This window comes from Paenibacillus sp. P4_A7 (assembly GCF_056402455.1).
In genome coordinates this window covers 35476-55595 of record NZ_JBFUHJ010000012.1, presented here as the reverse complement: position 1 = coordinate 55595, position 20120 = coordinate 35476, and the positions used below count along the sequence as shown (strand labels likewise).

Annotated in this window: 17 protein-coding genes and 2 pseudogenes; 16 read left to right on the top strand and 3 right to left on the bottom strand. The window is 42.7% G+C overall.

Annotated features, from left to right (window positions below; genetic code table 11):
- Positions 1 to 21: 21 nt before the first annotated feature.
- The 6 genes from AC1DWN_RS03660 (at position 22) to AC1DWN_RS03635 (ending at position 5731) form a co-directional block, all read left to right on the top strand.
- Positions 22 to 816: a TIGR00282 family metallophosphoesterase gene (locus tag AC1DWN_RS03660; protein WP_477557580.1), complete on the top strand. Its 795-nt coding sequence runs from the start codon at positions 22 to 24 to the stop codon at positions 814 to 816.
- A 137-nt stretch (positions 817 to 953) separates the two neighbouring features.
- Positions 954 to 1214 (top strand): stage V sporulation protein S, encoded by a 261-nt coding sequence (locus AC1DWN_RS03655; RefSeq protein ID WP_006036664.1) that lies wholly within the window; start codon positions 954 to 956, stop codon positions 1212 to 1214.
- A gap of 117 nt (positions 1215 to 1331) precedes the next feature.
- Entirely contained in the window at positions 1332 to 2270 is a 939-nt protein-coding gene (locus AC1DWN_RS03650; protein WP_477557579.1) for a dipeptidase, read from the top strand.
- 186 nt (positions 2271 to 2456) lie between these two features.
- Positions 2457 to 4214 (top strand): 2-oxoacid:acceptor oxidoreductase subunit alpha, encoded by a 1758-nt coding sequence (locus AC1DWN_RS03645; RefSeq protein WP_477557578.1) that lies wholly within the window; start codon positions 2457 to 2459, stop codon positions 4212 to 4214.
- Entirely contained in the window at positions 4192 to 5058 is an 867-nt protein-coding gene (locus AC1DWN_RS03640) for a 2-oxoacid:ferredoxin oxidoreductase subunit beta (protein ID WP_477557577.1), read from the top strand. Before AC1DWN_RS03645 ends, AC1DWN_RS03640 begins: the two co-directional genes overlap by 23 nt.
- A 100-nt stretch (positions 5059 to 5158) precedes the next feature.
- Positions 5159 to 5731 carry a phosphate propanoyltransferase gene (locus AC1DWN_RS03635; protein WP_477557583.1) on the top strand — a complete coding sequence of 191 codons (573 nt, stop codon included), beginning with the start codon at positions 5159 to 5161 and terminating at the stop codon, positions 5729 to 5731.
- Between the two features lie 89 nt (positions 5732 to 5820).
- Here AC1DWN_RS03635 and AC1DWN_RS03630 read toward each other — a convergent pair whose 3' ends face one another.
- On the bottom strand, positions 5821 to 7314 hold the full coding sequence (locus AC1DWN_RS03630) for an MDR family MFS transporter (protein ID WP_477557576.1): 1494 nt from the start codon (positions 7312 to 7314) through the stop codon (positions 5821 to 5823).
- A gap of 197 nt (positions 7315 to 7511) precedes the next feature.
- On the opposite strand from AC1DWN_RS03630, the gene AC1DWN_RS03625 reads away from it, so the two are divergent.
- A complete protein-coding gene (locus AC1DWN_RS03625) occupies positions 7512 to 8114 on the top strand; it encodes a TetR/AcrR family transcriptional regulator (protein ID WP_477557575.1) in 603 nt (200 codons plus the stop codon).
- Positions 8115 to 8364: 250 nt separating this feature from the next.
- On the opposite strand, the pseudogene AC1DWN_RS03620 reads toward AC1DWN_RS03625, so the two are convergent.
- Both AC1DWN_RS03620 and AC1DWN_RS03615 read right to left on the bottom strand, forming a co-directional pair.
- Positions 8365 to 9088 (bottom strand): annotated as a pseudogene (locus AC1DWN_RS03620) (GerAB/ArcD/ProY family transporter).
- Between the two features lie 41 nt (positions 9089 to 9129).
- Positions 9130 to 9369, bottom strand: a pseudogene (locus AC1DWN_RS03615) (Ger(x)C family spore germination C-terminal domain-containing protein); the annotation flags it as partial.
- Positions 9370 to 9755: 386 nt separating this feature from the next.
- Here AC1DWN_RS03615 and miaB point away from each other — a divergent pair.
- The 9 genes from miaB (at position 9756) to AC1DWN_RS03570 (ending at position 19739) form a co-directional block, all read left to right on the top strand.
- Complete coding sequence (gene miaB, locus AC1DWN_RS03610) at positions 9756 to 11363, top strand: tRNA (N6-isopentenyl adenosine(37)-C2)-methylthiotransferase MiaB (protein ID WP_477557574.1); 1608 nt, start codon at positions 9756 to 9758, stop codon at positions 11361 to 11363.
- A gap of 23 nt (positions 11364 to 11386) precedes the next feature.
- Complete coding sequence (locus AC1DWN_RS03605) at positions 11387 to 11887, top strand: YlbF/YmcA family competence regulator (protein WP_477557573.1); 501 nt, start codon at positions 11387 to 11389, stop codon at positions 11885 to 11887.
- A gap of 85 nt (positions 11888 to 11972) precedes the next feature.
- Positions 11973 to 12599, top strand: coding sequence for a sigma-70 family RNA polymerase sigma factor (locus AC1DWN_RS03600; RefSeq protein WP_477557572.1), 627 nt, complete (start codon positions 11973 to 11975; stop codon positions 12597 to 12599).
- Positions 12596 to 13774, top strand: coding sequence for an anti-sigma factor C-terminal domain-containing protein (locus tag AC1DWN_RS03595; protein ID WP_477557571.1), 1179 nt, complete (start codon positions 12596 to 12598; stop codon positions 13772 to 13774). The genes AC1DWN_RS03600 and AC1DWN_RS03595 overlap by 4 nt, the downstream gene beginning before the upstream one ends.
- A gap of 268 nt (positions 13775 to 14042) precedes the next feature.
- Positions 14043 to 14255: a MerR family transcriptional regulator gene (locus AC1DWN_RS03590; protein ID WP_477557570.1), complete on the top strand. Its 213-nt coding sequence runs from the start codon at positions 14043 to 14045 to the stop codon at positions 14253 to 14255.
- Between the two features lie 68 nt (positions 14256 to 14323).
- Positions 14324 to 14773 (top strand): hypothetical protein, encoded by a 450-nt coding sequence (locus tag AC1DWN_RS03585; protein WP_477557569.1) that lies wholly within the window; start codon positions 14324 to 14326, stop codon positions 14771 to 14773.
- A 93-nt stretch (positions 14774 to 14866) separates the two neighbouring features.
- Entirely contained in the window at positions 14867 to 16111 is a 1245-nt protein-coding gene (locus AC1DWN_RS03580; RefSeq protein ID WP_477557582.1) for an amino acid deaminase/aldolase, read from the top strand.
- Entirely contained in the window at positions 16099 to 17412 is a 1314-nt protein-coding gene (locus tag AC1DWN_RS03575; RefSeq protein WP_477557568.1) for a D-arabinono-1,4-lactone oxidase, read from the top strand. Before AC1DWN_RS03580 ends, AC1DWN_RS03575 begins: the two co-directional genes overlap by 13 nt.
- Before the next feature lie 98 nt (positions 17413 to 17510).
- A complete protein-coding gene (locus tag AC1DWN_RS03570; protein WP_477557567.1) occupies positions 17511 to 19739 on the top strand; it encodes an ATP-dependent helicase in 2229 nt (742 codons plus the stop codon).
- Positions 19740 to 20120: the final 381 nt, after the last annotated feature.

Here is a 20120-nt window from a genome sequence, read left to right as displayed (position 1 = left end):
CGATAAAGGAAGTGTACTGAAGTGAACGTGTTATTCATAGGCGATATTGTAGGGAGTGTAGGAAGAAGCGCGCTAAAACGCGTGTTGCCGGCACTGAAAAGCAAATATAATCCGCATATCATTATAGTGAATGGTGAAAATGCTGCTGCAGGACGTGGGATTACAGCGGCAATAGCGAAGGAATTTTTCGAATGGGGCGCTCATGGCATTACGATGGGCAACCATACGTGGGATAATAAAGATATTTTCGAATGGATCGATGATGAACCGCGAATTGTGCGTCCAGCGAATTATGCAGAGGGCACACCTGGACAAGGAATGGCTATTATCAAAGCAAACGGAAAGCAGCTTGCAATAATAAACCTGCAAGGACGTACGTTTTTACCACCGATTGATTGTCCTTTCCGTAAAGCGGATGATTTGGTTGAAGAAGCAAGCGAATATACGAAAAACATTCTTGTTGATTTCCATGCTGAAGCAACATCTGAGAAAATTGCGATGGGCTGGCATTTAGACGGAAGAGCTTCAATCGTTCTAGGAACGCATACTCATGTTCAGACTAATGATGATACCATTCTGCCAGGGGGAACAGCATACATTACGGATGTAGGTATGGTTGGTCCAAAAGAGGGTGTTCTAGGAATGGAACGAACAGCTGTTTTACACAAGTTTATAACACAGTTACCCGTACGGTTTGTTGTAGATGAAGGAAAGTGGCATCTTCATGCTGTGTCCGTTCAAATCGATGATGCAACAGGACAAGCACGTAAAATAGAAAAAATTAGACTGACAGAAGATGAATGGCTTCTGATGTAGTTTGTTAAATGGTTGAAAGTTCCGACAATTCAGAATAGTTTGTTTATAAAGGCTGATAAAAGCAGGAATTATTTAAACTCTCCCGAATACTATTTAAAAGTGGAATCCATCCAACAGTCCAAGGGGAGGTTCTTAATATGGATGTATTAAAAGTTTCAGCAAAATCCAATCCAAATTCCGTTGCAGGCGCGCTCGCAGGCGTTCTACGTGAACGCGGCGGTGCAGAGTTGCAAGCCATTGGGGCAGGCGCACTTAACCAAGCAATTAAAGCAGTTGCAATCGCACGAGGATTTGTCGCTCCCAGTGGGGTGGATTTAATTTGCATACCAGCTTTTACTGACATTGTTATAGACGGGGAGGATCGAACAGCAATCAAATTGATTGTTGAACCTCGGTAGCAAGTCTCGGAGAAGGTAACGAAACGGCATCCTGAATAACACAATTGTTCGCCTGTTTACGACGTAGACAGGTTTTTTGTTATGGAACTTGCTAATCCAATGAATAGAGGTGAGTAGATGAAAGTGATTGATTTTCATTGCGATGTACTTTGTAAGCTGCTGATTGATGAGCGTTTGACGTTTCAAGGAACGGCTGCCAGCGTGTTGGATGTTACCTACGAGCGTCTGAAGGCAGCTGGTACCGTTCTACAAACTTTTGCGATTTACATACCCCTGACGATGACTGGACGACTAGAGCCGATTCTAGAGAGCATAGATCGTTTTCATCAAATGGTATTAAGCTGTGAAGACATGGTCTGGGTAAGAACGTCCAAAGACCTGGAAACGGTTATCAATGAAGGGAAAATAGGCGCATTACTGTCGCTTGAGGGCGTGGATGGACTTCAAGGGCAAATGTCTCTCGTTCGCATCATGCATCAGCTAGGCATTCGTGCAGCAGGATTAACTTGGAATTATTCGAATTGGGCTGCTGATGGCGTGATGGAGTCCCGGGGCGGAGGACTGACGGCCAAGGGGAAACTATTTGTTGAAGAATGCAATAAACTCGGGATTATTTTGGATGTGTCCCATTTATCAGAGAAGGCTTTTTGGGAAGTAGCAGAGTTATCAAGCAAACCAATAATCGCCTCTCATTCTAACGCAAAAGCCATTTGTGATCATCCTCGTAATCTAAGAGATGAACAAATAAGAGCTTTAATTGCAAAGCAGGGGTTAGTAGGCATCACTTTTGTTCCTTGGTTTGTAGCAAACTCTGAAGTTGTTACTGTAGATGATTTGATGCGTCATATTGAACATATGTGTGAGCTCGGAGCGGAGTCACATATTATGCTGGGATCTGACTTTGATGGGATTGATAAATACATAACAGGATTGTCGCATCCAGGCGAGCTTTCAAAACTTTATGACAGCTTGTTAAAACACTATTCTCCAAAGCAGACGGAGCTGTTTATGTCTGGAAATGCTCTTCGTTTCTTAAGGTATAATCTACCTCAATAGACAAAATTTATTTAATCTTATTCTGGTATGGATTCAATCGAATCAAACTATGTTTCGGATGTGTGTTTACATCTTGATTTTTAAACGTTTCCACTTTAAACTTGATTTGAATGTTATGACTTATAATATATGATTTTTTAATTGTAGAAATAGGTACATGTTGATGAAAAAGAGGAGTTGGGCATTTTGATTAGTCAATTGTCTTGGAAGATCGGGGGACAACAAGGCGAGGGCGTTGAAAGTACAGACCGRATATTTTCTACGGCGCTTAACCGCTTAGGCTATTATTTATATGGGTATCGACATTTTTCATCGAGGATCAAAGGCGGTCATACTAATAATAAAATTCGTATAAGCACAAAGCCAATTCGAGCGATTTCTGATGATTTAGATATTCTCGTTGCATTCGACCAGGAAACTATCGATTTGAATGCGAAGGAATTGCGACTTGGCGGCGTCGTAGTGGCGGATGCGAAATTTAATCCAACCATACCTGATGGTATAAACGCAAGATTGTTTGCCGTACCTATTACAAAGCTGGCAGAAGAGCTTGGAACATCATTGATGAAGAACATGGTTGCTTCAGGCGCATCATGGGCACTTCTTGGACTGCCCCTAGAGGTATTCAATAAAGCGGTAGAAGAGGAATTCGGGCGTAAAGGCGCAGCAATCGTAGAGAAAAATATTGAAGCGGTTAAAAGCGGTGCGGAATATGTCCTTGAGCTGGCTGGCGGGCCTATTAACGAGTTTAAGCTCGGCGAAGCTGACGGCGTGCAGAAGCTGTTTATGATCGGAAACGAAGCGATTGGTCTGGGTTCTATAGCTGCAGGCTGTCGTTTGATGTCTGCCTATCCGATTACACCAGCTTCAGAGATTATGGAATATTTGATTAAGAAGCTTCCTAAATTCGGCGGTACTGTCATTCAAACAGAGGATGAAATAGCTGCAGTAACGATGGCTATTGGCGCTAACTATGCGGGTGTCCGCACAATGACAGCATCAGCAGGTCCAGGACTTTCTCTAATGATGGAAGCAATTGGACTTGCAGGTATGACAGAAACGCCCCTTGTAATCGTGAATACACAGCGTGGAGGTCCTTCGACAGGTCTTCCAACTAAGCAAGAGCAATCCGATTTAAACGCTATGGTATATGGAACACACGGGGAAATCCCGAAAATTGTTATTGCACCTGCCTCTATTGAAGATTGCTTCTATGATACAATTGAAGCTTTCAACCTATCGGAGCAGTATCAGGTTCCTGTTATATTGATGACGGATCTTCAGCTGTCGCTAGGCAAACAGTCTTGTGAACAATTTGATTATAACAAAATCGTAATCAAACGCGGGAAGCTTAGCGAGGATGTTCCAGCGCTGGAAGGTCATGAATTGTTCAAACGTTACGAATTTACAGAGGACGGAGTTTCACCACGTGTTCTACCAGGTGAGAAGGGCGGTCTTCATCATGTAACGGGTGTTGAGCATGATGAAATAGGGCGTCCATCTGAGAGTGCGTTAAACCGTCTGAAAATGATGGATAAACGATTGAATAAGCTTAACGATATGTATATCCGTGAGGCGATCCGTGTGGACGCAATACACGATACACCAGATTTATTGATCATTGCTATGGGTTCTACAGGTGGTACAATTGATGAAGCTAGAAGAAAGCTTGATCAAGAGGGGATGAAGACGAACCATATTACGATTCGTCAAATTCATCCTTTCCCAACAGAATTGTTGCGTCCTTACTTGCAAAGTGCAAAAAAAGTGATCGTCATCGAGAATAACGCTACTGCGCAACTAGCATCTCAAATTAAGATGCATGCCGGATTTGCGGAAAAAATCGAAAGCTTGCTAAAGTATGACGGCAATCCATTCTTGCCTTCTGACGTTCACAAAGCTTGTAAGGAGTTGAGTTTAGATGGCAACGTTCAAAGAGTTTAGAAATAATGTGAAACCTAACTGGTGCCCTGGCTGTGGAGATTTCTCCATTCAAGCAGCTATCCAACGCGCAGCTGCTAATGTTGGACTTGAGCCTGAAAATCTAGCAGTTATATCAGGTATTGGCTGTTCTGGACGGATATCGGGTTACATTAACGCCTATGGATTTCACGGCATTCATGGCCGCGTGCTTCCAATCGCTCAAGGTGTAAAGCTTGCTAACCGTGAACTAACGGTTATCGCATCTGGCGGTGACGGTGATGGGTTTGCAATTGGTATGGGTCATACGGTACATGCGATTAGACGTAATGTTAACGTCACTTATATTGTTATGGACAACCAGATTTATGGTTTGACGAAAGGGCAGACGTCTCCGCGAAGTGCAGAAGGGTTCAAAACAAAATCGACGCCTGAGGGCTCCATTGAAACGACCTTATCACCGCTTGAAATTGCTTTGTCTGCTGGCGCGACATTTGTTGCACAATCATTCTCAAGTGATTTGAAGCAGCTAACGAAATTAATTGAAGAGGGCATTAATCATGAAGGCTTCTCTCTTATCAACGTATTTAGCCCTTGTGTTACATTTAACAAAATAAATACGTACGACTGGTTCAAGGAGCATATTGTAAACCTAGAGCAATTCCCTGATTATGATCCGTCTGACCGTGTGGCAGCTATGAACAAAGTTATGGAAACAAATGGTCTGGTAACAGGTCTCATCTATCAGAACAAAACACGTAAAGCGTATGAGGATTTGGTTACGGGCTTCCAAAAAGAAGGTTTGGCAAAACAAGACATGATGATTACGCCGGATCAATTCGACAAACTTGTAGCGGAATTCAAATAAATGTTATGATAAGCATGCGGTCGTAATTGGCCGCTTGCTTATTTTTTTGTGCAACGTGAAAATCGTAACCATTATTTCATGGCAGGAGAGTGACAACATGATACATAAAGAAGTTCCAATTGGTGTATCGGCAAGACATATTCATTTGTCTCAGGAGCATGTAGAAGTTTTATTCGGCAAAGGCTATGCTTTAACAGAGATGAAGCCTTTATCACAACCAGGACAATATGCGGCAAATGAAACAGTTGCGGTTAATGGTCCAAAGGGAGCTTTTGCAAAGGTTAGAATTCTTGGGCCGGCTCGCAATCAAACACAACTCGAAGTATCTCGTACAGACGCCTTTGCTCTTGGAGTGAATGCTCCTTTGCGTGAGTCAGGTAATATTGCTGGATCCGCAGGAGTAACGCTGAAGGGCCCTGTCGGTGAAGTAACGATAGAAGAGGGCGTAATCGTAGCAGCGCGGCATATCCATTTTCATACTAGTGATGCAGAGCGCTTTGGCATTGCAGATAAGCAGATGCTGCGTGTTCGTTTTGGCGGTCAGCGTGGTGTCGTATTCGAGCAGGTAGTCGCTCGTGTATCAAAGGATTTCGCTCTTGACATGCATATCGATACGGATGAAGCGAATGCTGCTGGTGTGAAGAACGGAGATCTGGCGGAAATAATAGAATAATTGAGCATAGGTAAAAAAGACTGCTTTACATTCGTACATGACGAGTGTGAAGCAGTCTTTTTGTTTAGAAAGAGAAAAGCTAAGTATGATTAATGACCCATCATCATGGTCATTTCAGGCTTCTCATCGGTGCTGCTGGTAGCCGCTTGCTTTGGCCTGCGGAGCAGCAAGGCAACAATAGCGCCGAAAATTGAAATACAAGCTAAGATGAAGAAGGTATCTCCATATGCGGAGTAAATAACATTAGGACCTGGACTCACTTCACCATAGTGCTTGGCTTTACTAGTTAATATAGTAGACAAGCCGGCAATTGCAAAGGAAGTCATAACTTGTTGTGCAGCTGCTGTGAGTGATGTAACACGAGTTACTAGCTCTCTTGGTGCAGACTGCATAATGTGAGTATTAAGCGGCATCATGGACAAACCCATACCCGCGCCAAGCATAGCAATTGGGATCATGAGTGTTAATAGGGCTGTATCAGCCGTCATCTGACTAAGCAAGAAGCCTGCGATAGCAACAATCGAGAGTCCAACAATGACTATTGGACGCGCGCCAAATCTATCAAACAGTTTTCCTCCAATTGGCATGAAAATACCGGCCGCAAGTGCTTGTGGGAGCAGAATTAGACCAGTATTGAAAGCTGTATAGCCTTTTGCAAGTTGCATAAAAACCGGGATAAGAAATAATGTTCCGAATAGTGCAATCTGTACTACCCATTGCAATATAACGCCACGGGTAAAGTCGCTTGATTTGAATACACGCAGCTCAAGCAAAGGCTCTTTACGATTCAGTTCTACGATGATGAAAATAATGAGGGCAATACCGCCGACAATCATACCGATTAGTGCAGCCGGTGATGTCCAGCCGCTACCGGAACCACCTTCACCGCCGCCAGCTGAGCTTACGCCGTAAGCGAGCATTGCGAATGCTAACGGTGCGAATAGCATCCCGAGAAAATCTAGAGCGGGCACATGCTTGCGTTCAATGTTAGGCAGTGTACGGATTCCGATTATAACGGCAATAATTCCGATTGGCAGATTAATAATGAAAATCCAGTGCCAAGTTGCATAGTCGATCAACCAGCCGGCTACGACTGGGCCTAGAGCTGGAGCGAGCAGCATCGGAATGCCGATCATACCCATTACTGCACCTTGCTTGCCAGGAGGGCTTAGACGGAATGTGAAAGCCATAGCAATAGGAGCAACCATACCGCCACCCAGACCTTGGATGACACGGAAAATAATAAGCTGTTCTGCTGTCGTGGCAAAAGCACAAAGACCAGAACCGATGGTGAACATGATGATGGAAAATAAAAAGACTTGTTTGGCGCCGAAACGATCCGACATCCAACCCGCTAATGGGATAACTGCAGCTTGTGCAAGCGCATAGCCTGTAATTGTCCATTGAACGAGAGACATGGAGCTATTGAAATCTTTGATTAATCCTGGCATTGCGACATTCATTGCTGTACCATCCAGAATAACCATAAACATACCAACGATTATAGCGATCAAAGGAGCAAGAATAGCTTTGATCGACATAGCGTCGCCAGCGGGTATAGCTTTCTTTGAAGCTGAAGACATTGTATTTCCTCCTATCCTACTGTAAGGCTCTATAAGGCTTCTTCATAACGTACCGTTGTTGACCTGTTGAATAGGTCAGGATACAATAAAGAAGACCATATCTATATACGGACAATTGTCCGCATACTGAATCATAAATATGTTCGATATAAATGTCAATCATTTAATCAAAAATTCATAATGAGGAGAATCACGATATGACGGTTCCCGACAACAACAGATCCAAGCAGGAGTTGAGCAAGGCGATATTGCACACCGCAAATCACTTGTTTAAGGAGCATGGTGTTGAATCGGTCAGTATGCATCAAATCGCAAAATCGGCTGGAATTGGACAAGGTACATTATACCGTCGCTATTCGAACAAAAGTGATCTGTGCATGGATATGATGAAGGGGAATTTCAATCAATTCAGCAAAGAAATTGAGCTTTATTTGCTAGAGGCAGAACATTTATCCGTTCAACAACGTTTACGAGACATCATGAGGAAAATTGTTATATTTGTCGACAAAGAATCAAGTTGGTTGGGCGTTGTGCAATCCAGCAACCATCAACAGCAATCGAAGTTCGACTTTTTCCAAACGCCGCCATATCATTTTTTGCATAACGTACTAAGCGGCTTATTGATTGAGGCTATTGATAAAGGACTCGTTCATCCAATTGATCCTGAATATACAGCACATTCCATTATTGCTGTACAGTCACCGCATATGTATATGCAGCTTCGTGATGTGGTTGGTTACACTTGTGAAGAAATACAGGATCGTTGCTGTCAAACGACTATAGATCCATTGTTTCTTTAATGAATACCAAATAATTGAATACACCATCCAATAAGTCTAGGTATTCTGAATGGCTTATCTATCGTTATCATGATCCATTGGAGAACGCCGAGAGTGGACAGACAACCAAATAAAACAAGCTCTTTACGTTATTGACCATTCAATATTATCAATGATATTTGTATGCATACTTAGGGACAGGCCTGTAATTATAAAGATTAATGGCATTGAAATTATTTTTCGATTATTGGTGTTGATTAGGGTAGCGAGACTAACTACCGCACAATAAAGGAAGACTGTCATTTTGAAAGAAAAGAGATACCAACCATGCTATAGCAATGAAGGTTTCCATATGCTCTAGAAATTCTGTGATTTCAAGCTCCTGCGCTAATGTGAATATCGGATAAATTAAGCGGGAGCCCCTTGATACCCCAACAACACCGATTACGATGAAAATAGAGAAATACAAGCATTATTTTGCTGGTTGACAAGATGGTTAGAAGATTAAACCGATTGAGAGGTAGAAACTGTGACCAGTCCCAGCTCGAAAGGGTTTGCCATAACGTAATAAAAGTAGCGAGCTGTACAAGAGGGATGAAGAACTCCCCTGTTCTCGCTATATTTTGAAACCCCTTATTAACTCCATAAGCTGCTACTGCTAAAAAAACAATTACGAGCATCCAACTTGGTGATTTTGGAGCTAGTGTGGTTTTCATAAAATCAGCTAAGTTATTTCCTGTCCAAGCTGTAATGGAGATGAAGAAGAAGACATATAGAAACGATATAACCCCTCCAACAAATTTGCCGAATTGATACTGACAGATTTGGATTAAGTTTAGCTCCGGATGCTTCTTTGATATATTGAACCAGATGAGAGATAGGCATATTCCAATAAGACCAGTTAAAAAAGGCACTACAAAGCCATATTGCTGAGCGGCATTAATGATCCCAGTTGTTAATAAGAAGAACGCTGTACCAAGCGTTACTTGATACACAATATGAAAAAAATGCCAGTTTGTAATCGAAGTTTTCACCACTATTTATCCTCTGCTTTCTTTTTAAAAGAGGATGCACCAAACCTATCAATCGTAGATTTTACGGTAATATGACCCTCCACTTCTTTCCATGCCTGATCATTCTGTTTCAGTTGTTGCCATTGAGCGCCCGATTTTCCTCTGATGGCTTCTTGTATTCCGAGTATATCCAAATTCTCTTGTATGCATCGTTTTACTAACTGATTTCCTTTGTGTTCAATTTGATAGTCGTACTTTGAAGTAAGCTCGTCTAATACTTTTTAGTTTCATCTTTAACAAAGGGGTAATGATATATTTCTGCAATTGATTCTTATCAATTAACGTATCGAAGTATATACATAAAGTAGGGATGGTTGAATCGATGCGGAATTGATGATATTTCAAATCGGGCTGTTCGCCCAGCTTGCTATGAATTTCTTGTAAAATGTTGCTGGATTGCGGCATTGGGTTCATCTCTTTCAGAGATATGTTCTCCAACCGCTCTGACTAATATGCAAATACTGGGGTTTTACATTGGGCATTGATGGATTAGGCGAGGGCATTGTGGTATAATTTATTATTGCTATGCTATTAAAATGAATAAAAATACTTGTTTTAGAACATATGGCTATAAGGATGTGACAACCGAATGACTCAGGGGAACTCAGTGGACTTAAAATCCACCAAGAGTGTGAAGGATTACAGTAAGTATTTCGACTTTTCGGATGCGAAGGTCATTTCCGAGGAAGAAGGAAAAACAACATACCGCATCAAGGGTCGCAACGTTCAAATCAACTCGACACCTAACCATCGGGATGAGAAAAAACGCGGAAAAGAAGAGATTCAGGTATTGACCTTTGAAGATACGAATACGGAACAAATCATGCATATGTTTAAAGAAATGAATGAACAAAAACAGCTATATTATTTAATCCAAACGTATGGCTGTCAAATGAACGAGCATGATACCGAAGTGATGAAGGGTATGTTCGAACAAATGGGTTATATGTCCACAGAGGATCGAAATCAAGCGGACGTTATTTTACTTAATACATGTGCCATTCGTGAAAATGCAGAGGATAAAGTGTTTGGTGAGCTTGGACATTTGAAGACACTGAAGACGGAAAAACCTAATCTACTGTTAGGAGTCTGCGGCTGTATGTCGCAAGAAGAGTCAGTTGTTGGGCGTATTTTGCAAAAGCATGCTTTTGTCGATATGATCTTCGGAACACATAATATTCATAGACTTCCTCATTTACTTCAAAACGCGTATTTCAGCAAAGAATTGGTTGTTGAAGTATGGTCCAAGGAAGGCGACATTATCGAGAACATGCCTAAGAAACGTGAAGGTATGCGGGCATGGGTTAACATCATGTACGGTTGCGATAAGTTTTGCACCTATTGTATTGTGCCTTATACACGTGGCAAAGAGCGGAGTCGCCGTCCGGAGGATGTCATTGCCGAAGTTCGTGAGCTAGCTCGTCAAGGCTTTAAGGAAATTACGCTGCTTGGCCAGAACGTGAATGCATACGGTAAGGATTTCGATGACATTAACTATCGCTTCGGCGATTTGATGAACGATATGAACAAAATTGATATTCCACGCGTTCGTTTTATGACAAGCCATCCGCGTGATTTCGATGACCATTTAATTGAGGTTCTGGCGCAGCGCGGTAATTTAGTTGAGCATATCCACTTGCCTGTGCAATCTGGAAGTACAGAAATACTGAAACGGATGAGTCGCAAATATTCACGGGAAATGTATTTGGAGCTTGTTGCTAAAATTAAAAAAGCGATTCCAGACGCGATGCTTACTTCGGATATTATTGTAGGCTTCCCAGGTGAAACAGATGAGCAGTTCGAGGATACCATATCTCTTGTTAAAGAGGTTGGCTTCGACTCCGCTTATACGTTCCTTTATTCACCGCGCGAAGGAACGCCTGCTGCTGGGATGGAAGATAATGTGCCGCTAAAAGTGAAGAAAGAACGACTTCAACGTCTCAATGCGCTTTTGTCTGCAAATGCACGTGTCAAAAATGAGCAATTGGTTGGACAGGTTGTTGAAGTATTGATAGAAGGCGAAAGTAAAAACAACGAGAACGTCTTGTCTGGACGTACACGTACGAATAAATTGGTTCACATCGAAGGACCAAAAGAGTGGATTGGACAATTTATAACCGCAAAGGTAACAGAGGCACAGACCTGGTACATTAAAGCGGAAACGGTCGAACAGAATGCACAAGAAGCCGTAAGCTAACGGCAAAATAGGAGAGATGACAAATGGCAGAACAACAACCAGCAGCAAGTCAATGTGAGCAGCATGATCATGACCATGATCACGAAAATGGTGGCGGCTGCGGCATACCGAGCTTTAATACAAGGGATTTAATTGTACGTGAAGATATTACAGCAAAAGCGAAAGAGCTCGCTTCTCTTATTTTCACTTCAGAGGAAGTACAGCATTATCGTCGTGCTGAACAACAAATTAACACCAATTTACGAGTGCAAGATCTGATTGCGAAAGTTAAGAAGAAACAAAAAGAAGTTGTCGCTTTTGAAACGACCTTCAAAAATGCGGATATGGTTAAAAAAATTGAAGGTGAAATGTCCGTATTGCAAGATGAGCTGGATGGCATCCCGATCGTATCGGAATTTCAACAAAGTCAATCCGATATTAATTACTTGTTGCAGCTAGTCGTATCTATCGTTCGCGATACGGTTTCGGAGAAGATCAATGTTGAGAATGCATCTGAGCCGGATCCAGAGGATTGTAGTGACTAATAAGTTCGAATGTGCCTAAAGAAGCAATAAAGCCGTGTCCTGCTAGTACTCTGTAAAGGGGTATAAGTCGGATACGGCTTTTTTTATGCAAATATACAAGTATATTGGAGTTTACGTTTATAATTATGGATTAATTGTAACTTTTTCGGAAATTAAACGTGTATATGGCGAGAGTAAAACGTGGATGAAGGCCGGAGCGGGTTGGAGGGTGACAGAGCCGAATAATTTAGACGAATTATATATGATGCATATGAAAGATGTATATCGTTATTTATTGTTCCTCTGTCAGGATCATTTCACGGCGGAGGATTTGGTGCAGGAAACGTTTTATCGGGCTTATTTATATTTGGAGAGCTACAACGGCGAGAAGGTAAAGCCTTGGTTGTTTCGTGTTGCTCATCATACACTTATCGATTATAAGCGAAAAGAAAGTAGAAGCAGTCCTTATGAAGCTGGCTTTTTTAATCAGCTAACGGATCGTCATACACCGGAACTACTGCTGCTGCAGCAGGAGTGGCTTAGTGAGTTAGGCAAAGCGGTCTCCTCACTGCCGGATAAGCAAAAGCAAGCGATATTATTACATGACTGGCACGACATGTCCTATCATGAGTCCGCCGATATCATGGAAATCAGTTTGTCGTATTATAAAGTGCTGTTGTTCAGAGCGAGGCAAGCGCTGCGTCTGCTTAACGAAGGGGGAGATGAAATATGACCGAACGGTTTAAGCAGCAATTAAAGGATTATACGGCTGGGAAGCTTTCCGCTGAGGAGCGGGCTCAGGTGGAACTGGAGATAGCTAAGCTAGAGGTCTATCAGGAGCATATGGATGAGCTGCTATCTGACGACAGCAATCAGATGGAGCCACCTGTTCAAGAACAATCGATTCCGTTCAATCCAAAGCGAGCCCGAAAAATAATGAACCAAGGCAAACGGCGTGCACGTTATTGGAGTGTTGGAACGGTTTTTGGGCTGCTTTTACTGTTGTCCTTAGTAAACTCATTAGTGACGGCCCTATTCTATTCAACTGGGGAACCAATGCGGCAATCCATTTATGGCGATGTATTGGAGTCGGCAATTGCTGTGACCAAACCGAATATCAATGTAGCATTTAGCAGTAGTCCAACTGGTATATTAGCGATGAAATATTATGGGAATATGACAAAAGTAATTGGAAGCGAACATGTCACAGTAGGGAGAAATACGCAGACCGTTAGATTTAACCAAATGATCGGATCGACAGATACTTATAGTCAGGCCCAAGGCAGCAGTAATATGATGTTTTATTTACCAGAAGCAACAGATAAGTCGATGAGTAAACAGGAATGGGCTCGCTTGGAGAAGCTCCCAGAGGGGACGGTTGTGGAGGCATTCATTTCCTTTGATCACTATTATACGACTGACGCAGCACTTAAGTTGTTTGAGAACAAAGAAGTGAATCCAGTATGGTTAGCTGTATATAAAGGAGAGTCAAAGGATGATGGAGTTGGCATGTATGTAAGAAGACCGCTAGGATTTCCATCTTACCCAATATGGCATCATGGAGACGGCGAAACCATAAAATATGGTAAGAAAAAAACAGGTCTATTCTCATCGAGTAGTTCTTCCTCTACATCATATCCTGGGGTTGAGACGTACGGTGACGGAAAGCTACGAAATGATAACTTTATCGACACGCTTAAACTAATTAACAAATATAAATCAGTTGCTAGATCGGTCATCTATTCGTCTGAAATTAAAGATGCGCTAACGTATGTGGAAGCGAATGGAGTAACCATTTACGGAATGGTAGTCACCGGCCCGACAAAAGAGTTGCTGAAATTGCGTGAGACGTCATTTGTGCAGCATATTCGAATTGGTGAGGTGCGTTTGTGGAATTGGACGGAGTAAAGCGAATTATATAGTAAGAGAGTAATCGTAGTTGTATCCATAAAAAGAAATATTTGCTACAATAGATCCATTCATTTGAAAAGGACTTTATATTAGATGATAATGGTCGCTGGATATCTTTAGTGCTTGTAGTTGGGCAGAAATGATAATAGTTGAGATCGCCTTGATTGGCGGTCTTTTTTTATTGAAACTGTAGTAAATTTAGCTAAATGTATTGACACTTACGTAACGTAACAATGTATCCTACCCACATAAAGGAGTGGATTTCATGAAAATCAAAGAAGTTTGCAAGCATACAGATTTGACGGAGAGAACGGTACGTTTCTATGTAGAAGAAAAATTGATCAATCCGAAATCAACTTTTAAAAATGGAAGGGTGTACTATGATTACTCTGAACAAGATATTGCTGAACTAATAACGATTGCTGATTTACGGAAGCAACGGCTAAAGCTACAATTGTTCAAACCTTGGAACGGTTAAGTGTTTCTTCATTTAAAAATATAGACTCGCTCGCTATAAGTTTGAAAAATGTGTCCGCGAGCCTGCAATTGCCTAATCGTGATATTAACCCTAATTTCGGCAGATTTGATAGTGAAACGAAAGAAGACAGGGAACGTGAATTTGAACGGTTCGAGGTTCGTCAGCAGCAGCRATATCGTATAGGTCATATCATTGTTTATTCCATAGCTTCGATTCATATGATTTCAACCATTGTGTCTGCATTTATCTCTTTTAATTTTATTTCTTTTATTATTCAATTGGTATTAGTAATTGCCTTGTTTGCAGGTGTGACTTGGGTTCGATATATATTTGTAGTTGGTGCGGTGTTAAGTATTTTCATAGGATTTACGATATTTGCAAGTGGCTATGGATCGGAAATGCCATCGGGACTTGTGTGGTTTCTTGTAGTTCAAATGGTTTACTCTGCTGGAGCAAGTGTTCTTTTGCTGGCACATAGTGGGGTGAAAGAATTTTTGTATGCACAAAAAAATGGCTAGTACAATTAGTGGTGAGTGGGTTGAGCCACTATTACACAAGAAGGGTTTAAAGCTGAAGAACTTAAAGGATATTTCAGATAATAGTTGAATAATATGTTAATCTATCTCATCTTAACGAAAAAGGAGAAATGCGCGATCGATCTCCCTCAACTTCCTCAATATGAACAGTACAAGAAGATATTTGCAGGAGTAGCAAAGCCTTTCGCCTATGTAAATCTTGATTTATTGGATTCGAATATCCAATCAATCGCAGCTGCGGCAGGGGGCAAGAAGATCCGTGTGGCGAGTAAATCGATAAGATGCGTCGAAGTGCTTCGTCGCATTTTTGATGCGAATAAAGTGTTTCAAGGTGTGATGTGCTATGCGGCTAGCGAGGCTGCATATCTATTAAAGCAAGGATTTGACGACTTGCTGATCGGTTATCCGGTCTGGAATGAAGATGAAATTACAGTACTCTTACGGTCAGTGGAAAAAGGATGTACTGTCGTTTTTATGGTTGATTCTATCGAACATGTGGAGCATCTTGAGCGCCTTGGTTCAAAAATTGGCGTAAAAGCGTTCGTATGTCTAGACATAGATATGTCTGCTCATTTACCAGGGCTTCATTTTGGCGTATGGCGATCACCGATAACATCATGGGCGCAGGCTCAGCCAGTTGTGGAGAGGATCATGGCGTCGAATTCGCTGGTATTAGAAGGTATTATGGGTTATGAGGCGCAGATTGCAGGTGTAGGTGATCAAGTATCTGGGCAGTGGCTGAAAAACAACTTTATAAGAGGGCTAAAAAAGAGGTCCATTCGCGAAATTGCCGAGCGGCGTGCGGAGGTGGTGGAAGGCATCGAGAAGATGGGTGTAACGCTGCGCTTCGTCAACGCTGGCGGTACCGGCAGCATGGACAGCTCCAGATTGGAGTCATGCGTTACTGAAATAACGGCTGGTTCTGGTTTCTTTTCTCCAGCACTGTTCGATCATTATGCTGGTTTTCGTTATTCRCCCGCGGCAGGTTATGCGGTCGAGGTAGTTCGGAAGCCTCGAGCGGATATCGTTACCTGTTTAGGAGGCGGTTACATCGCATCGGGTGCTGCTGCTCCAGAAAAGGCACCGCAGCCCTATTTGCCAGAAGGGCTAAAGCTGATTTCATTAGAGGGAGCAGGTGAGGTGCAGACGCCTCTTCGCTTGCGAAAGGGCTTACATCTTGAACTGGGGGATCCTGTGTTCTTCCGACATGCGAAGGCGGGCGAGCTATGTGAACGGTTCTCCAAGCTATACGCAATTGCAGAGAATGAAATAGTAGGTGAATACTTAACCTACCGCGGAGAAGGAGAATGCTTTTTATGACCGAGAAATTGAAGAGTTGGAGAAATTGGTCGGGCTCGGTTACAGCCACGCCTGAGCATATTGTCTATCCACGAACAATAGATGAGATTGTGGAGCTTGTTCGAAAGTGCGCTGCAGATGGGCGGTATTTGCGGGTGGTTGGTTCGGGACATTCCTTCACGCCTGTTGCAGCCTCTAATCAGATGCTCGTAATTTTGGATGAAATGCAAGGAATCGCGAGCTTGGATGCTGCTGAAGGTACGGCTGTCGTCTGGGGAGGAACAAAGCTGAAGCTGCTCGGTGAGCTGCTGCATATGGAAGGGCTGGCGCAGGAAAATCTAGGTGATATTGATGTGCAGTCCATTGCTGGTGCGATAAGTACGGGAACTCATGGAACGGGAAAGCGATTGGGTGGAATTGCGACACAGGTTATAGGACTTACTCTGGTTAACGGTTTGGGCGAGGTGCTGGAGTGCACGAAAGAATCACATCCGGAAATGTTTCATGCTATGGGAGTCTCACTTGGAACGCTCGGAATTATTGTTAAAGTGAAGCTGCGATTGAAAAAGGCTTATGTGCTGGCTTATGAGAGCAAACGTATGGCTTTGAGTGACTGCTTGACTCAGTTGCCTGAGCTAGCCGAGCACAATCGGCATTTTGAGTTTTTTTGGTTTCCTTATGCAGAAACCTGTCAGGTAAAGCTGATGAATGAAGCGGTTACTCCTTCTCGGGCAACCCCTATACGTGATTATGTGAATGATCGACTGCTTGAAAATACGTTTTTCGGTGCAATGTCAGAGATCTGTAGGGCCTTTCCCTCCGTGAGTACAGCCGTAAGCCGTATAAGTGCATCAAGTGTGCCGGTTACAAAAAAAGCCAATTATAGCCATCGCCTGTTCTCAACTGAAAGGAGCGTACGCTTTTATGAAATGGAATACAACCTGCCTGCTGAGGCAATGGCTTCAGTTATCCATGAAATGCGCGATGCGATGGAACGTGAGAAATTTCATGTTCACTTTCCAGTAGAATGCCGATATGTAGCAGCAGATGATATATGGCTCAGTCCGGCCTATGGTCGTGATTCAGCTTATATTGCTGTCCATATGTATCGGGGAATGCCGCACGAACGATATTTTAAAGTGATGGAGGATATATTTCTTAGCAATGGCGGCCGGCCTCACTGGGGGAAGATGCATACGCTCAAAGCCGCGGATCTCAAGGATCGTTATCCGATGTGGCATAGGTTCGCAGAAATTCGTGAGCAGATGGACCCGCAAGGATTGCTTCTAAATCCCTATCTGCGAGAGCTGTTAGGTGTCTGATTAGAAGAATTCAGTTTGAGGAACGATAGAGAACGGAGGATAGGTTATGTGATAAGATAGATGAGACATTAATAGAGAGAAAGAAAGGCATCATAGATATGAGCAGACATACCGAATTTTTCAATCGAAAAAAGAATGAATTAAACGTCTCTTTAAATGAGATTCAGCAGAAGGCCGTACTGCATACGGAAGGACCGCTCCTCCTGCTGGCGTCACCCGGATCGGGAAAAACGACGACAATGATTATGCGAATTGGCTATTTAATAGAGGAGAAGGCGATAGAACCTCACCGTATTAAGGCGGTTACGTTCAGTCGCGCATCTGCTAACGATATGAAGGGGCGCTTCAAGCGCTTTTTCCCTGAGCTGCCGCCTGTAGATTTCTCTACGATTCACAGCCTGGCTTTTGAGATTGTGAGAGAACATTTTTGGAAGATGGGCACGCCATACCAAATTATTGAAGGTGATGTGGATACGGAAGAGCAAGAGGATCTTGATGCGGACCAATTGCCGATGCACAAGAGAATTATTTTGCGGAAGATTTACAGGTCGGTTATCGGAGAAAATATAACTGATGATCAATTGGACGAGTTAACCTCCTACATCAGCTTCATTAAAAATAAAATGATTCCCGAACAGGAATGGCATTTGGTTAAAGTCGGTGTAAAGGAAACAGTACGCATAGTTCAGGAGTATGAGTCGTTTAAAAGAACAGGCCACAGCAAACTGTTGCTCGACTTTGACGATATGCTGACAATTAGTAACGAGGTGCTTGAACAGGACCCGAAGCTGCTGCGCAAATACGGCCAGAGATATGATTATGTACTAACGGACGAGAGTCAGGATACGTCACTTGTTCAGCATGCCATTATTGAAAAGTTGGTAAAGGGGCATCGCAATTTATGCGTTGTTGCAGACGATGATCAATCTATCTATAGCTGGCGCGGTGCGGAACCGTCATATTTATTGAATTTCAAGGACAACTACAAGGGCGCAGCCGTCCTCTACATGGAACAGAACTATCGTTCATCCAAAGATATTGTTCTTGCAGCGAATAAATTTATTAAACGGAACAAAAATCGTTATGACAAAAATATGTTTACAAACAATTTATCGGATCATCCCGTTCAGTTCAAAACACTAGTTAATTACAAGGAACAGTCAACCTATTTGGTAAAGGAAATTCAGAAGCTGGACAACCTATCCGAGGTGGCGGTGCTCTATCGAAACAATTCATCATCCATTGCTTTAATGAATGCATTTGATCGAGCGGGAATCCCTTTCTATATGAAGGATGTAGACAATCGATTTTTCTCGCATTGGGTAGTTGAGGATATATTGAACTTTATGAGGATGACCTTCACCGATAAGCGTTCCGATATTTTGGAAAAAATTCATCTGAAGCTGAATGGCTATATTAGCAAGGGGCAGATGGCCACACTTAAGGAGATTGAGAACAATGAGTCAGTCTTTGACAATTTGATTCAGCACGTTCCGCTGAAGGATTATCAGACGAAGCTTATAGTCGAAGCAAAAGAAACGTTTCAGGAAATGAAGGGAATGCCGCCGCTGCAAGCGATTCGGGTCATTAGAAGCAGATTAGGCTATGAGAAATCGATTGAGCGAATGTGTGAGCGGCTGGGTTTTCGAAAAGAATATTTGATCGGCATCATGAACACGCTTGAGGATATAGCAGAAGGGCTGCCGACGATGGAGAGCTATGCTAATCGACTTAAGGTGCTGGAAGCTGCTTTGAAATCCTCTAAGGCGAGGAGAGGGCAAAACGCGGTAACTTTCTCCACCTTTCACAGCGCGAAAGGCTTAGAGTTTGACAGTGTGTATATGATCGATTTGATTGATGGCATTATTCCTTCGCGTGAGGACAGTAAAAATATGGATGTAATTGGCGAAGAGGCTGTCCGTTTGTTCTATGTAGGGATGACGCGCGCAAGGAAACATTTGGAGCTGATTTCTTATCAGGAGCGGGATGGGGAGAAGGCAGCTGAGTCACCTTTTCTAGCAGCTGTGCGGAATATCGTGAATCCAACTGCAATTATCGCGAAGCCGGTAAAGAGCAATGTGGGTTCGCGAAACGTCAGCGTCATCATGCAAGAACGCAGGACAGCAGTGCCTCCTAATCCGAATGCGATTACATCATCTGGGCAGCTTGGTTTGAACTCGATTGTAAAGCATGGAGCTTTTGGGCAGGGTGAAGTAATAAACATCGACAAGGAATTTGTCGAGATTGAGTTCGGCCAAGGAGTAAAGAAGCTGTCGCTGAAAGCATGCTTGGAGATAGGGCTTTTGGAGCCGGTAGGTCAGGTGTAATATTAAAATCAGATCAAGTATCGTACTCGATAAGTCTAATAAAATTGCAAACTACAATTCGTCTGTCAAGCTGATTTAGGCAGATGATTGAAAACCCGACAGCTGTCGGGTTTTTTTTAGATAGTGAAGATATAGTTAAAACTGCTTGCTACAGTTTCCTGTCATGTTATCGGAACATTACATATAGAAGATAAGGAGCACGGATTCATGTAAGGAGTAGTCCTGAAAGGGTTCATTCTGAGCAAGCGTGTAGATGACAAGGCCATAGACAAATTTTACATGTAACCGCTATACTGAAATGACAAAAAATAAATCACGAGAAGAAAAATAATAATTAGGAGCAGGTTGATGTAGCCTGCTTCTTTTATTGGACGCTCTTGC